At 42.4% G+C, this 15765-nt stretch carries 16 protein-coding genes; 11 read left to right on the forward strand and 5 right to left on the reverse strand.

All coding sequences use genetic code 11. The annotated features are described in order from the left end of the window. Positions 1–9: 9 nt before the first annotated feature. Complete coding sequence (locus tag DWW86_RS03855) at positions 10–1299, reverse strand: L-cysteine desulfidase family protein (protein WP_117942336.1); 1290 nt, start codon at positions 1297–1299, stop codon at positions 10–12. Positions 1300–1585: 286 nt separating this feature from the next. On the opposite strand from DWW86_RS03855, the gene rpsF reads away from it, so the two are divergent. From rpsF to DWW86_RS03890, 7 genes are all read left to right on the forward strand, one after another. Then, positions 1586–1873 carry a 30S ribosomal protein S6 gene (gene rpsF / locus DWW86_RS03860; protein ID WP_015541063.1) on the forward strand — a complete coding sequence of 96 codons (288 nt, stop codon included), beginning with the start codon at positions 1586–1588 and terminating at the stop codon, positions 1871–1873. 73 nt (positions 1874–1946) lie between these two features. Continuing rightward, a complete protein-coding gene (locus DWW86_RS03865) occupies positions 1947–2405 on the forward strand; it encodes a single-stranded DNA-binding protein (RefSeq protein ID WP_072523058.1) in 459 nt (152 codons plus the stop codon). A gap of 46 nt (positions 2406–2451) precedes the next feature. Then, a complete protein-coding gene (gene rpsR / locus DWW86_RS03870) occupies positions 2452–2715 on the forward strand; it encodes a 30S ribosomal protein S18 (protein WP_005427218.1) in 264 nt (87 codons plus the stop codon). 195 nt (positions 2716–2910) lie between these two features. Then, positions 2911–4965: a DHH family phosphoesterase gene (locus DWW86_RS03875; protein WP_117942483.1), complete on the forward strand. Its 2055-nt coding sequence runs from the start codon at positions 2911–2913 to the stop codon at positions 4963–4965. Then, a complete protein-coding gene (rplI, locus tag DWW86_RS03880; RefSeq protein ID WP_072523059.1) occupies positions 4962–5408 on the forward strand; it encodes a 50S ribosomal protein L9 in 447 nt (148 codons plus the stop codon). Before DWW86_RS03875 ends, rplI begins: the two co-directional genes overlap by 4 nt. A gap of 19 nt (positions 5409–5427) precedes the next feature. Beyond that, complete coding sequence (gene dnaB, locus DWW86_RS03885) at positions 5428–6756, forward strand: replicative DNA helicase (protein ID WP_015541068.1); 1329 nt, start codon at positions 5428–5430, stop codon at positions 6754–6756. A gap of 145 nt (positions 6757–6901) precedes the next feature. Further along, positions 6902–7465, forward strand: a complete 564-nt coding sequence (locus DWW86_RS03890; RefSeq protein ID WP_072523061.1) for a MerR family transcriptional regulator — start codon at positions 6902–6904, stop codon at positions 7463–7465. 58 nt (positions 7466–7523) lie between these two features. Here DWW86_RS03890 and fdxA read toward each other — a convergent pair whose 3' ends face one another. After that, positions 7524–7697 (reverse strand): 4Fe-4S ferredoxin, encoded by a 174-nt coding sequence (gene fdxA / locus DWW86_RS03895; RefSeq protein WP_005427212.1) that lies wholly within the window; start codon positions 7695–7697, stop codon positions 7524–7526. A 201-nt stretch (positions 7698–7898) separates the two neighbouring features. Here fdxA and DWW86_RS03900 point away from each other — a divergent pair, with 201 nt between their 5' ends. After that, positions 7899–8099, forward strand: a complete 201-nt coding sequence (locus DWW86_RS03900; RefSeq protein ID WP_005427210.1) for a DUF1858 domain-containing protein — start codon at positions 7899–7901, stop codon at positions 8097–8099. 120 nt (positions 8100–8219) lie between these two features. Here the strand turns inward: DWW86_RS03900 and DWW86_RS03905 are convergent, their stop codons facing one another. After that, positions 8220–8969, reverse strand: a complete 750-nt coding sequence (locus tag DWW86_RS03905; protein WP_117942337.1) for an adaptor protein MecA — start codon at positions 8967–8969, stop codon at positions 8220–8222. A 421-nt stretch (positions 8970–9390) separates the two neighbouring features. Between DWW86_RS03905 and DWW86_RS03910 the strand changes: the two genes are divergently transcribed. Continuing rightward, positions 9391–9618 carry a hypothetical protein gene (locus tag DWW86_RS03910; RefSeq protein WP_072523063.1) on the forward strand — a complete coding sequence of 76 codons (228 nt, stop codon included), beginning with the start codon at positions 9391–9393 and terminating at the stop codon, positions 9616–9618. Between the two features lie 233 nt (positions 9619–9851). Next, the gene (locus DWW86_RS03915; RefSeq protein ID WP_072523064.1) at positions 9852–11531 is read left to right on the forward strand and encodes a glycosyl hydrolase family 18 protein; all 1680 of its coding nucleotides are present in this window, start codon (positions 9852–9854) and stop codon (positions 11529–11531) included. A 330-nt stretch (positions 11532–11861) separates the two neighbouring features. Here the strand turns inward: DWW86_RS03915 and DWW86_RS03920 are convergent, their stop codons facing one another. Both DWW86_RS03920 and trkA read right to left on the reverse strand, forming a co-directional pair. Next, positions 11862–13301, reverse strand: coding sequence for a TrkH family potassium uptake protein (locus tag DWW86_RS03920; RefSeq protein WP_117942338.1), 1440 nt, complete (start codon positions 13299–13301; stop codon positions 11862–11864). A 14-nt stretch (positions 13302–13315) separates the two neighbouring features. Continuing rightward, the gene (gene trkA / locus DWW86_RS03925; protein ID WP_117942339.1) at positions 13316–14671 is read right to left on the reverse strand and encodes a Trk system potassium transporter TrkA; all 1356 of its coding nucleotides are present in this window, start codon (positions 14669–14671) and stop codon (positions 13316–13318) included. 179 nt (positions 14672–14850) lie between these two features. Here trkA and DWW86_RS03930 point away from each other — a divergent pair, with 179 nt between their 5' ends. Beyond that, a complete protein-coding gene (locus DWW86_RS03930; RefSeq protein ID WP_117942340.1) occupies positions 14851–15765 on the forward strand; it encodes a mechanosensitive ion channel family protein in 915 nt (304 codons plus the stop codon).

A 15765-nucleotide genomic window follows, 5' to 3' on the forward strand; every position in this document is an offset into this window, starting at 1 on the left:
AATATAAGATCAACAGTCCTGATTGATATCAGCCTGGTCGATCATGACATTGAGAATTTCCGTATCGGTGAGGCGCATGCCGACGCGTCCGATATATCCCATACTTTTGATGGTTTCTTCGATATCGTCTTTGATGATCCCCTCGCCCGGAAGAAAACTCTTGTTCTGAATGCTGAGCTGGAAAGCCATCAGAGCGGCATCGACAGAAGAGGCGATTTTTGCAGCGCAGGATGGTTTGGCACCGTCACAGACGATTCCACCGACGTTTCCGAGGGTGTTGATGATCGTCAGGGATACCTGCTGGTAAGTACCGCCATACATGTAGGTGATTCCTGCACCGGCACCGCACGCTGCACTGACGGCGCCACAGTAAGCAGAAAGACTTCCTATATAATATTTCTGGTGGATGGCGATCAGATTGCTGACAACGAGAGAACGACAGAGTTTCTCATGAGAAACTTCCCATTCTTCAGCAAAAACAATAACAGGGAGAGATACGGTCATTCCCTGATTTCCACTTCCGGAGTTGATTACAACCGGCATGGAACAGCCGCCCATACGGGCATCACTTCCGGCAGCAGCCCTTGCACATGCTCTGGTCGTTACACTTTTGCCCCAGACATGCATGAGCGTTTTTCCGATCTGCGCGCCATAGTTATTGTCCAGTCCCTCCTGAGAGATGGCGGAGTTCAGTTTGATCTGACGATCCAGAATCGGCTGTACATCTTCTATTTTTACCTGATCGGCAAAATCAAGGATGTCTTTGACTGCCAGTTTGGATTTATCCACAGTAGTAATATTGTCAGATCTGTATGGATTATCCAGAATTACTTCACCGTTCTTTTCGATATGGGTGATGTTGGTGTGCTGATGCTCGATGGTGACAGAAGCGTAATGTCCGCCTTTGATCACTTTGGCTGTGATGTAGAGGTTGTCTACATTCTGAACCAGAGAGCAGGAACAGACGTTCTTTGCAATCAGTTCTTTCGTGAGGGCAATGTCTTTGGGAGTTACTTCACTGAGTACTTCCAGAGCTTTGTCAGCATTTCCACCGACGATGCCGAGAACAGCTGCAACGTCAATTCCTTTAAGTCCGCCAGAATTCGGAACAGTAACACCTTTAACATTCTTAATGATGTTTCCACTCAGAAGCATTTCTACCGTATCAGGAAATTCTCCGAGAATCTGGCGTGCTTTTGCCGCAGCATAAGCAATGGCAATCGGTTCTGTACATCCGAGTGCAGGTACCAGCTCCTGTTTCAGGATGTTCAGATAGTTTTCATATAATGCAGAGTCCATTAGTGGGTCTCCTTTCCCTTTAATACGCAATTAGCGTTTGTGCAATCAGTATATCCTGTTTTGAAAAATATTACAATGTATTATGCAAAATAACAAAAAATAAATATGATTTAACAAGTATGTATTCAGGAAAAAGGACTATTTTCATAAAAAGTGAAATGTTCGACAAAAAGCACTTTACATTTGCAAATTCATATGTTAGAATAACCAACTGTGTGATATATTTTCATATCCTTGCTCTCTGTACAGGCAGAGGGCCATAAAGACCACAAGGAGGTAAGAAAGCATGAACAAGTACGAATTAGCATTAGTTGTGAGCGCAAAAGTTGAAGACGAAGTTCGTGATGCAGTAGTAGAGAAAGCAAAAGGCTACATCGCTCGTTACAATGGAAACGTCACAGAAGTAGAAGAATGGGGTAAGAAGAAATTAGCTTACGAAATTCAGAAAATGCATGAAGGCTTCTACTATTTCATTCAGTTTGAAGCAGACGCACAGTGTCCGGCCGAAGTAGAAAGACATGTACGTATCATGGACAACGTATTAAGATACTTAGTCGTTCGTAAAGACGCATAATCTTTTTACAGATGGATTTTAGAAAGCACCATTAAGAAACCCGTTCACTCACTAAGAAGAAAGAGGTATAACAATGAACAAAGTAATTTTAATGGGACGCTTAACAAGAGATCCTGAGGTAAGATATTCCGCAGGAGAAAATGCACTGGCAATTGCAAGATACACATTGGCAGTCGACAGAAGATTTCGCCGTGACGGAGAAGCTACTGCTGATTTTATCAGTTGTGTTGTTTTCGGACGTGGCGCGGAATTTGCAGAGAAATATTTCCATCAAGGAATCCGTATTGTAGTCAGCGGTCGTATTCAGACAGGCAGCTACACAAACAGAGAAGGTCAGAAAGTCTATACGACAGAAGTTGTCGTTGAGGAACAGGAATTTGCAGAAAGCAAAGCATCCAGTGACAGCTATGCAGCATCACATCCTCAGCAGAGTGCAGCACCGGCTCCGTCAATGCCGAGCCCGGGAGCAGCAAGCGCAGATGGCTTTATGAACATTCCGGATGGAATCGACGAGGAGCTTCCATTTAACTAAGCTCTTAATTTAAACTGAAAGAAAATATGAACAGGAGGAAACCATCATGGCTTACAATAGAGGCGAAAGACCGGACTCTCCAATGAAGAGAAGAGGCGGACGCAGAAGAAAAAAAGTTTGTGTATTCTGCGGTAAAGAAAACAATGAAATCGATTACAAGGATGTAGCAAAACTCAGAAAATATGTTTCTGAAAGAGGTAAAATCCTTCCGAGAAGAATCACAGGAAACTGTGCAAAACATCAGAGAGCTCTGACTGTTGCTGTTAAGAGAGCACGTCATCTGTCCATGATGCCATACGTTCAGGACTAATCTGATCGATATAGCGTATATGAGTTGCTGTCGCCCAAAAGACGGAAATCTGTCTGGAGGGTGGCAGCGTTTTTTTTCTGAAAAAAGACACCGAAGCTGTTTTCTTTACAATTTTATGGTAAAGTCTCTGTGAATCTGCTATAATAGAAGGCAGCATCGTTGTAAAGAATAAGAAAAAGAATGGTAAAGAGTGTTATGAGTGGAAAATTAAAATTAAAAGGTCACCTGAAGCATTTAGCCCGCTGGCCATTGTATTTATCCGTTCTGCTGATTGCATTGAATATTCTGGTATACGTGATCAACATAAAAGCTGGTGTAGTTGTCACTATGGGCAATATCCTCTATCTTGTGGCAGCAGTTGCACTTTTGCTTTATCACAGACCACTGTTATTCAATGATCTGATTGCTTTTGCCAGCCAGTATGAGTTTCTTGAGAAACGTGTTCTTGAGGAACTGGCGCTTCCATATGCAGTGATGGATATACAGGGAAGGATGATCTGGTCTAACAGAATGTTTGCCCAGCTGACGGGGAAAGATTCCTTCTATCGTAAAAATGTCTGTACGATTTTTCCTGATATTACAGCAGACAAGCTTCCGGGAAAGGACGGTCAAGACATCACAGAGCTCAGTACACAGTTTGGAGACCGAATTTACCGGATCTCCATGCAGAAAGTGAAGCTCGGTGAATCCGTTGTTCCATCAAAACTTTTGATGGACATTCCGGATACAGCCAGTCTTATCGCGATGTATCTCTACGATGAGACAGAGCTGAAAGAGTATATTCAGGCAAATGAGGACAATAAGTTGGTAGTTGCGCTGGCTTACCTCGATAATTACGAAGAAGCACTGGAAAGTGTTGAAGATGTAAGGCGCTCTCTTTTGATCGCACTGATCGACCGTAAGATCACGAAATATTTTTCTAATTATGACGGACTTGTCCGCAAACTGGAAAAAGATAAATATTTCCTGATAATGAGACAGAGTTCGCTTGAAGCTCTGAAAGAACAGAAGTTCCATATCCTTGAAGAGGTAAAGACGGTGAATATCGGTAATGAAATGATGGTGACGTTAAGTATCGGTATCGGACTGAATGCCCCGACTTATCTTCAGGATTATGAGTATTCACGTATTGCGATCGAGATGGCACTTGGACGCGGTGGCGACCAGGTTGTTATCAAGAATGGTGAGAAGATTACTTATTACGGCGGTAAAGCACAGCAGATGGAAAAGACTACCAGAGTCAAAGCCAGAGTAAAGGCACAGGCACTCAAGGAATTTATGAGTACCAAAGAGCGTGTTGTGGTCATGGGACACAAGATTACGGATGTTGATGCGCTCGGAGCTGCTATTGGTATTTACCGTGCTGGAAAGACACTTGGTAAACCAGTACACATAGTTGTCAATGATCCGTCTACTTCGATTCGTCCGCTGATGGCAGGATATATGAACAATCCGGACTATGAACCGTCCATGTTTATTGATCGTAATCAGGCAATTGATCTGGTCGATGACAATACGGTTGTTGTCGTTGTTGATACGAACAAACCGAGTTATACAGAGTGTGAAGATTTACTGTATCTGACAAAGACAATCGTTGTGCTGGATCATCATCGCAGGGGAAATGAAGTCATTCAGAATGCCGTACTTTCCTATGTGGAGCCGTATGCATCTTCTACGTGTGAGATGGTTGCCGAGATTCTGCAGTATTTTTCAGATGATCTCCGCCTGAGAAATATTGAAGCAGACTGTCTGTATGCGGAAATTATGATTGACACAAATAACTTTATCACAAGAGCAGGTGTGCGGACTTTTGAGGCGGCTGCTTTCCTGAGACGCTCCGGTGCGGATATGACACGTGTCCGTAAAATGCTACGTGATAATATTGATTCCTATAAAGCAAGAGCGGAGGCAGTACGTACTGCAGAAATCTACCGTGGATGTTTTGCTATCGCACAGTGCCCGAGCAAAGGTCTGGAAAGTCCTACGGTTGTCGGTGCACAGGCTGCCAATGAACTGCTGAATATTGCAGGAGTGAAGGCATCTTTTGTTCTGACCCCTTATAACAAAGAAGTCTACGTCAGTGCCCGTGCGATTGATGAAGTCAATGTGCAGGTTATGATGGAAAAGCTTGGCGGCGGCGGACATATCAATATTGCCGGCGCGCAGGTCAGACGCCCGATGGATGAAGTCGAAGATATGATCAAAGAAATTATAGATGAGATGTATCAGGAGGAAGAAACAAAGAAATGAAAGTAATTTTATTAGAAGACGTAAAAGCCCTGGGAAAAAAAGGACAGATTGTGAATGTCAGTGACGGATATGCAAGAAACATGATCTTACCGAAAAAACTTGGTGTGGAGGCTACTCCGAAGAACCTCAACGATCTGAAACTTCAGAAAGCCAATGCAGAAAAAGTTGCACAGGAAAACCTCGAAGCAGCTCAGGCATTTGCAAAAGACCTCGAAACAAAAGAAATCATTCTGACACTGAAAGTAGGAGAAGGTGGAAGAACCTTTGGTTCTGTTTCCTCCAAAGAAATCTCCGAAGCAGCAAAAACACAGCTTGGTCTCGATATCGACAAGAAGAAGCTGCAGCTTCCGAATCCGATCAGAAATCTTGGTGTGACACAGGTTCCGGTAAAACTTCATCCTAAGGTAACCGGAAGCCTTAAAGTCTGGATCAAAGAAGCATAAGAAATAAGGAGTGGGCACGATGGAAGAAGCACTGATAAAAAGAATACCACCTCACAGTCTGGAGGCCGAACAATCAGTAATTGGTGCCATGCTTCTTGACAGGGATGCCATTCTGGTTGCATCCGAAATTCTGACAAGTGATGATTTTTATCAGAATCAGTACGGAATTATTTTTGACGCGATGGTGGAGCTCTGTAATGAGGGAAAGCCGGTCGATCTGGTTACCCTGCAGAACCGCCTGAAAGAAAAAGATCTGCCACCGGATATCAGCAGTATGGAATATGTCCGTGAGCTGATCGAGGCAGTTCCGACTTCGGCAAACGTAAAATACTATGCCAATATCGTCAGCGAAAAAGCGCTTCTCCGCCGCCTGATCCGGGCAACAGAGGATGTGGCAAATACCTGCTATCTTGAGAAAGAGAGCACAGAGATGATTCTTGAAGAATCTGAGAAAAAGCTTTTCAATATTCTTCAGAGAAGTATCGGCGGAGACTACGTGCCGATTCAGCAGGTCGTCCTGAATGCGATCAATAACATTGAAAAAGCATCAAAATTAAAAGGAAGTGTAACCGGTATTCCAACTGGATTTATTGATCTGGATTACAAGACATCGGGAATGCATCCGTCGGATCTGGTACTGATAGCAGCACGTCCCTCTATGGGAAAGACGGCATTTGTTTTGAATATTGCACAGTATATGGCATTTCGTAAGGATGTCACGGTAGCAATCTTCAGCCTGGAAATGTCAAAGGAACAGCTGGTGAATCGTCTTTTGGCGATGGAATCCCATGTAGACTCCCAGAATATGCGTACCGGTAATCTGAAAGATGAGGACTGGACAAAGCTTGTAGAGGGTGCGGATATCATCGGACGTTCCAATCTGATCATAGATGACACACCGGGAATCAGTATCGCAGAGATGCGTTCGAAGTGTCGAAAATACAAGTTGGAACACAATCTCGGAATTATCATGATCGACTACCTTCAGCTGATGAGCGGAAGCGGAAAGAGTGATTCCCGTCAGCAGGAAATTTCTGATATTTCCCGTTCGCTTAAGGCACTTGCGAGAGAACTGAGCGTGCCGGTCATTGCGCTTTCGCAGCTGAGCCGTGCTGTAGAGCAGAGACCAGATCACCGTCCAATGCTTTCGGATCTCCGTGAATCCGGAGCAATTGAGCAGGATGCCGACGTGGTAATGTTTCTGTATCGTGATGACTATTATCATAAAGATACCGAGAAGAAAGATATTGCGGAAGTGATTATCGCAAAGCAGAGAAATGGTCCGATTGGTACGATCGAACTGGTATGGCTGCCGCGGTATACGCAGTTTGTAAATATGAAAAAATAGATAGTATGTGTTGAATACAGCTATATACCGTGGAATTATACAGTTCCGATGGTGTATGGCTGTTTTTTTGTCGGACTGTTTTCATTGAATTTGAGAAAAATCCTGTCTATAATAAATTGTAGCGAATTTCATAAGGAGGTGTGAAATGGAGACACGTTATACAGTCAGACAGACAGTTGAGATGACTGGCGTTAAGTCCTATGTTCTGCGGTACTGGGAGGAAGAACTGGAGCTTCAGATCCATAGAAATGAACTGGGACACCGTTATTACACTGGATATGATATTCAGCTTTTCCTGAATATAAAAGAACTGAAGAGGCGGGGGCTGCAGCTTCGTGCAATCAAAAAACTGATTCCTCAGATCACGGCATCCATGAGCGGGTTCGCAGAAAGTGGGGCAGTGTTGCTGGAAGGTATTACAGAGGATATATCGGAAGAGGGACAGAGCAGTGCAAAGGAAGGTGCAGATACAAAACAGAGTACAGATACCGCCAAAGCGGAAATATGCAATAATGAAAAAATACTGGAATTTCAAACGATTCTTGAGCGGTTGATCGCACAGGAATTACGTTCTCAGAACGAGGATGAGGAGCGGTGCCGTTCACTTGATTTTGCGATACGGAGGCAGCAGATGGCAAGGCGTGAAGCAGCGGCTGCATCCGAAAAAAAAGGAAAAAGCAAACATTGGGATGGCGTGGGGAGAAAATAAAAATGAACAGAAAAAAGCTACGGCAGATGCCGCAGCTTTTTCGTTACCATGAATGAAATTATTCAGCTGGATGGATTGCTTCTGTTGGACAGGCGTCAGCACAAGTTCCACAGTCAAGGCATGCATCAGCATCGATTTCGAAATGCTCTGCACCTTCAGAGATAGCTTCAGCTGGACATTCAGCTGCACAAGTTCCACAGCTTACACATTCGTCAGAAATTACATATGCCATTATTAATATCCTCCTTTTTTCTCGTTAGTACCTTTACAGGTTCTATATCGTTATTCTAATATATATCTATCGGGATTACAAGTATAAATTTGTGAACAAAATTCGATATTTAAGGTTGATTCCTACTAACTTTTATATTATAATGAGAAATATCGGAAAATTTAAGAAATATTTTTTCCGTAAGAAAAGGAGGAAATTATAATGGCAAAAGTTACAAAAGATATGCTGATTGGCCAGTTGATTACTTTAGATCCAAATATCGCACCGATTCTTATGAGAGCAGGTATGCACTGTCTCGGATGTCCGTCTTCACAGATGGAATCACTGGAAGAAGCTGCTATGGTTCATGGAATGGACGCCGATGTACTGGTTCAGCAGATCAATGACTTTCTTGGAGAATAATATTCAACCGATTTTCTAAATGAAAAAAGACTGGCGATTGCCAGTCTTTTTGTTGCATTGCATATCGAGGAGGCGCCGGTGGCGCGTCCTCCGCTTTGTCTTGTCTTGGTATTGCATCAATCAGAGCTGTGTAAGCTGCTGTAATGCATTTTCAGAAATCAGTTCTCCGTGTTCTTTAAGATGCGCTTCACCGGCAATCGAAAATGGCCTGCTCTTACCGTACTCGGAAAGAATGTTGCAGACTTTGTTGAACTCCTCAGGGGAGTGATCAGACTGATGGATAACAAGCTGATAACGAGCTTCCCTGCCTTCTTTGTACAGTGTGTTGAGACCGGTAAAGAAATTGTTAAGGCCATGAGCAGCAGCAATGACATCATCAAGCTGGTTAAAGCAGAAAAGACGTGTCAGATTGACATCCGGAGTATCAGAAGAAGCATCCGGAGATTCCTGGCTGTCTTTCTGTGTAGTGGGCTGCTTACGGGAAGAGCCGCCTTTCATTTTTGCTTCGCATATTTTCTGGAAAATATCGATGATGTTATCAGCACCGTCAAGCTGAAGCGGTTCAGCCGGTGAATTTTCTTTATATGGTGAAAACTTGGAAAAACGTGTATCCAGTTCATCAGGATCTTCGACTTTGGTTATGATGAGGATGATGCTGTCAAGATTGACCGGGATCGCCTCGATCATCAGCGGAATATTGTCAGCTTCAAAGCCAAACTGCATCTGTGCCTGCTGCATCATATCACGGAAAAGCTTCTTGGCCTTCTCGGAGCCGTAGGCAAGTTCTTTGAGATTGACCTGATGTGTTTCCAGATCCTCACGGGTTAAAGTACAACGGATTTGGTTTTCATTGATTTTTTCTATTTTCATTTTATCACATCCTATTCTTGTTCCCCTGTCTCTGCAATATTATATACCACAACCCTACAGAATGTAAAGAAATACAATTTGCCTGTTTATAAAATATTTAGAAAAAAAGTGGGAATTTTTTGATAAAATGACAAAAATGCTTGCATATATCAAAAATACAGGTATAATAAGCCGTAAGAAAAAATATTTGTGTAGAGGATAGTTGAAAAACATTTTTACAGCAAACCAACACTTACACAATAACACAATTCTTTTTTTACATAAAGTCATTGCCAGATACATGTCCTGCAGCATTCACGCTGTGGCAGCAAGCAATTTCCCTAAGATTAAGTTCAATTATCGTTCCGGTATTTTTTCTTAAACCTATCAGGTGTTTTCTAAAATCAAAATCACAAGGAAAGGAGGAAAGGACTAAGAAAATATGTCACATGACAAGAAACACAATGATCCCGTAAAGCCTCTGAAGTCAGAGCTGAAGCTTTACCGCAGACAAGGTGTGGAACTTTACCTGGACGGCAGTCCAAGTAAGCCGAAGACGATAGCGAGAGCCTGTATGATCGCAGAAGACGGATGTTATATGCGGGATTATACAGAAGATGAGAACGGACGGATCGCAAGAGTAGATTTTGACCGGATAAAAAACACCTAGGGCATATAGGAAGAGGGGATTTTCTGATTTGCCTGTAAGCAGCTTTCCCTACAATACTTAACCATACATCAGAAAATCCCTTCCTGAAATAGATTTACAGTTTTGCAGAAGTGTGAAATTTTAAATAAACGACACAAGCCATAAAAAACATGATATAATAAAAAAGTATATGTCAATTTTCAGAAGAAACTGTAGAAAACTCAGAGATTTTCTGAGTCAAAAGGGAGAAACAGATGAAACATGAGACAGAGAAACAAATGAAGAAACAGCAGAAGCCGATAGTGATTGTGTGTATATTGATTTTAGTACTGGCAGCTGTTGGGGTGGGAATGCACTTTATCAAAAAGTATATTCCTACGAAAGAACGAATGGACCTGACGGAATATTATGGACAGACGGGCGAGGATGAAATGACCGTTATTCTTGGTACAGATATTATGGAGACTAAGGCGGTAAAATCCGGAGACAGAGTTTATCTCCCTCTGGATATGGTAAATACATATCTGAATCAGAGATATTACTGGGATAGTGCGAATCAGCAGATTCTTTATGCTACACCTTCAGAACTTCAGTATTATCCGGCTTCAGAGAGTGGAGACAGTGAGGTCTGGTTAAAGGCCGGCTCTGTTTATTTGAATCTTGATTTTGTAAAGAAATTTACGGATCTGGATGCATATGTGTATGACAATCCTTCAAGAATTGCGATCCAGCATCAGTTTACATCAGTAAATACTGCAACAGTAAAGAAAGATACCAGTATTCGCTACCGTGGAGGAATCAAATCACCGATTCTGACAGACGTCAGTGAAGGTACGACGCTGATCTATATGGAAGCGTTGGAAGACTGGGTACAGGTAGCGACAACGGATGGTTATATCGGGTATATTCAGAAGGATAAGCTCTCCGATATGGAAAAAAAAGATTTTGAACGTGATTTCCAGAAAGAAGAATACACTTACCTTACTATGGAGGATAAAGTGAATTTAAGCTGGCACCAGGTGACGACACAGGAGGCAAATGCTTATCTTGCTGACAGTATTGCAAATATCAGTGGAGTCAATGTGATCTCTCCTACCTGGTTCTATATTCAGGACACAGCGGGAAATATCGGAAATATCGCGTCAGCGGATTATGTGTCACTGGCACATGAGAAAGGTCTGAAAGTCTGGGGACTGATTGACAACTTTACTGCAGATGTGAGCACGACAGACACACTTTCACAGCTGGCATCCAGACAGAATATCATTCAGCAGCTTGTACAGACAGCTTTATCGGTAGGTCTTGATGGAATTAATGTCGATTTTGAGTCGCTCAGTGAGGATGCAGGACCGCATTTCCTTGAATTTTTGAGAGAACTTTCTATTGAATGTCACAAAAATAATCTGGTGGTTTCCGTGGATAACCCGGTTCCGGAGGATTTTACCAGTCATTATGACAGAAAAGAACAGGGACTTGTAGTGGATTATGTCATCATTATGGGCTATGATGAGCATTATGTTGGCTCTGATGCGGGCTCCGTTGCATCTCTTCCGTGGGTTGAACAGGGTGTACAGGATACAATCGCTGAGGTTACACCGGAGAGAACTATCCTTGCTATTCCGTTTTATACGAGACTCTGGAAAACTACCGGAGGAGCTGTGACCAGTGAAGCAATCGGAATGGATGAGGCGCAGAATGTACTCAGTACAAATGGAGTAGAGGCTGTCTGGGATGGAAGTGTCGGACAGAATTATGCGACTTTCGAGCAGGATAATTCAACGTATCAAATCTGGCTGGAAGATGCACAGTCAATTGCCGAGAAGGTAAAACTGATCCAGAAATATAACCTGGCAGGTGTGGCACAGTGGAAACTCGGATTTGAGAACAGCAGTATCTGGCAGACGATCAGCGACAATCTTCAGGCAGCATCCTGAGAACATCCTGACAGATAAGCAATTTTACAGAAGATAACATACAGAAAAGCACTTTACTTAAAGAAAAAATCCTCAGCATAGATGGCTGGGAAATACTTGAGTAAAGTGCTTTTTGTTTTATAAAAAAATATTCATAAAATCTTTTCTTGCACAGGACTGATAAAAAAGTCCCATAAATGGAAGGAGGCCGGTACTTTCGTACCGGCGCGTATGAAAAAGAAAAATATTTTATAGAAAGCTTTCGCTCTCTACAGTGACTACTATACTAGATAAGTGTGAAAAAAATGTGATGCGATTTTGAATAAATTGTGAAGAAATCAATTTTTTACATCAGAATTTTTTCCAGGTCCCCTTAAAGAAGAGAAGCAACAGTGGGAAAATCTCCAGTCGTCCGGCAAGCATGTCGAAAATCAGAACACATTTGGAGAAATAAGAGAAAGAACTGAAATTTCCCATAGGTCCGACAATCTCAAGTCCGGGACCGATGTTGTTAAGTGTTGCGGTGACTGCGGTAAAGTTGGTAGTCATATCAAAGTTATCCAGTGATATAAGCAGCACGGAAACTGCAAAGATCAGAAGATACAGGGTCAGATAGATATTTGTGGATCTCAAAATATCATGAGTGATCGTTTTCTGATCCATTTTAATCTTTTTGACAGCATTTGGATGCAGATATAACTGGAACTCTTTTCTTGCAGCTTTACAGAGAATCAGAATACGTGAAACCTTGATTCCACCGCCGGTACTGCCGGCACATGCACCAACAAACATCAGTAGCACAAGAATTGTTTTTGACAGGGCGGGCCATTGATTAAAGTCAGCACTGGAAAAACCGGTTGTGGTGATAATGGATCCGACCTGAAATGCTGCCTGCTGTATGGAAACACCAAGATTCTGGAACAGGTGCATAGTATTAAGTCCGATCACAAGAATTGCAACAGCAATGATTCCGAAGTAGTAACGGACTTCTTCAAATTTAAGTGCCTGTCGGATCTTTTTTGTAAGGATCAGATAATATGCGGAAAAGTTTACGCCGAATAAAATCATAAATATTGTTGTGACAATCTGACAATAGGTGCTGTAACTTCCCATACTGTCATTTTTGATACCAAATCCACCGGTACCTGCAGTGCCGAATGCAATACACAATGTATCGAATAAAGGAATATTTCCAATCAGAAGCAGAACAATCTGAAGGAGCGTCATTCCGATATAGATAGAATACAGAATTTTGGCTGTCTGCTGTACTTTGGGTACCAGTTTACTTACAGAAGGTCCTGGGCTCTCTGCCTTCATCAGATTCATATGATAACCACCTGCAAGTGGCAGCAGGGAGAGCAGAAATACCAGAACGCCCATACCACCGATCCAGTGTGTGAAACTACGCCACATAAGAATACAGTGAGGAAGAACTTCTACATCCGTGAGGATACTGGAACCGGTCGTAGTAAAACCGGAAACAGTTTCAAAAAAAGCATCGATCGGATGCGGAATGGAGTCACTCAGTACAAATGGAACGGATCCAAAGATGCAGAGTGCCAGCCAGCTTAATGCAACTGCAACGCATCCGTCTTTTGTGTAAAATACTTTGTTTTTTGGTTTACGGGCTGTCAGAGGAATACCGACAATGAGGCAGAGTATCATGGAAATCAGGAAAGCAAAGAATTCATGTTCTTGATAAACAAGAGCTGTGATACAGGGAAGTACCATGAAGATTGCCTGAAAGTTACACACCCATCCTACAATATATGCAATTATACGAAAATTCATCGATACACCTCATTTTACGCAAGGATATCGCGAATATCGCGAAGTCCCTTGTGTGTAGTTACAATAATGACATTATCACCAATCTGGATAGAGTCCTGACCTCGTGGAATCCGGACAGTTCCTTCACGGGTAAGGCAACATACGAGGAGATTTGGCTTGAGATTTAAGTCTGCAAGCGGTATGCCTACTACAGGGGATTCGTCCCGGATGATAAACTCTAATGCCTCTGCCTGATTATCAAGGACATGATAGAGTGTTTCTACATTACTGCCGATTGTATTCTGCATGGCACGTACATAACGAAGAATAGAATCAGAGGTGATGTATTTAGGATAAATAACACTTCCGATATCAAGATCATCAATGACGTCTTTATATGGAAGACGGTTGACTTTTGCAATCAGCTTTGCCTGTGTCAGGTTCTTGGCCGACAGGGAAAGGAAGATATTTTCTTCATCCATATTAGTAAGTGTGACGAAAGATTCTACAGTGGAGAGCCCCTCTTCAAGAAGCAGGGAACGGTCAGTTCCATCTCCGCAGATGATAGTTGCATCCGGAAGCATTTCACTGAGTTCTTCACAGCGTTCTTTATTTTTGTCGATAATTTTGACGCTGATCTTCAGGTCGGACAAGGTCTTTGCAAGATAGTAGGAAATTGTACCGCCACCAATGATCAGAGTATTTTTGACCTGATGCGTCTTCAGGCCGATTTTTTTGAAAAAATGGGCAGTGTTTTTCGGAGTTGCGATGATAGAAACAAAATCACCATTATGAACCAGATGATCACCACCTGGAATACTTAAGGTCGTTTTGCTTTCGATTGCACAAAAAAGAACATCGCAGCGATACTTGTCTGTAATCTGAGAGATGGACATTCCATCCAGATCAAATTCCGGAAGAACCTTAAACTTCAGAAGCTCTACACGGCCTCTGGAAAATGGATCGATTTTGATTGCGGCCGGGAAACGGAGCAATCGTGAAATTTCTCTGGCAGTTGCCAGTTCAGGATTGATGATCATGGACAGTCCGAGACGCTCTTTGATGAAACTGATCTCTTTGCTGTAGATCGGATTACGTACACGGGCGATGGTCTGACAGTGACCGGTCTTCTGTGCAATAAGGCAGCAGAGCAGGTTCAGCTCATCAGAAGCAGTTACTGCAATCATGATATCGGCGGTCTTTACACCAGCCTCCATCAGTGTATTGATACTGGCACCGTTGCCGACGATTCCCATTGCATCGATATCCTCAGTAAGATCATTGATAACATCAGGATCAGTGTCGATCAGCGTCAGATCTGTATCTTCTTCCTGCAATTGATCCGCAAGGGTGCGTCCAACTTTTCCACACCCAACAATTATAATATGCATGGTTTCCTCCATAAAATAAAGTATATATCTATTATAAGCGTTTTCATTATATCACTCTATATGAGGATTTTAAACATATAAAATAGTTTTTGTGTAAAATTTGTGTTATATTAAAACTACAGTTTTGCAAACAAAAAGAGTATGCTGGTTGTATGCAAAAATAACGAAGGGAGCTTTTTATGAGCACAGTTGATGAAACAGTCAGTAAAGTTGATCAGGGACTGCAGGAAATGGGAATTGGCAGTGTAAAAGAAAGCATTAAAGATATTCTGGATTTTAAACAGTATCTGCAGGATCAGATTCCGGCGTTGACCGGATTTTGCATAAAAGTTGTATTATCGATCATTGTATTTTTTGTAGGAAGAAAAATTATCCACTGGCTTCTGAAAATCATGCGGCGTTCGCTGGAACGGGCAAATGTGGATGCAGGTGTTGTGCAGTTTGCATCTTCTGCGGGCAAAGCGATTCTGTATATCCTTCTAATCATCAACATTGCAGTGAGCCTTGGGGTAAAAGAGTCATCAGTAGCGGCTTTACTGGGAACTGCCGGTGTAACAGTTGGTCTGGCACTGCAGGGAGGGCTTGCAAACCTGGCAGGCGGTGTTCTCCTGCTTTTGTTTAAGCCGTTTGTAGTGGGAGATTATATTATTCAGGATCAGTCGAATGGCTGTGAAGGTACGGTTGCAAAGATTGAGATCTGTTATACGACACTTCTCAGTATTGATAACAAGAAAGTTGTAGTTCCGAACGGTACATTGTCCAATAGTACGATCATTAATGTGACGGCGAAAGAGAATCGTAAACTTGAGATCAAAGTAGGAATTTCTTATGAGGCAGATATTCAGAAGGCTAAGACCATTCTGGAAAAAATACTGAAAGACGATCCGGATACAAAGAGTGACAGCCGGGAGATGGTTGTCTTCGTAGATGAACTGGCGGAAAGTGCCGTGATTATGGGGTTGAGAGTGTGGGTTGCCACTGAATCTTACTGGGCAGTAAAATGGCGTCTGAACCAGAAAATAAAAGAAGAATTCGATGCAAATGGAATCGTGATTCCATATAATCAGATGGAAGTCTATGTACATCAGAAATAG

The organism is Ruminococcus sp. AF17-22AC (genome assembly GCF_003460065.1).
Classification (GTDB): Bacteria; Bacillota; Clostridia; order Lachnospirales; family Lachnospiraceae; genus Blautia_A.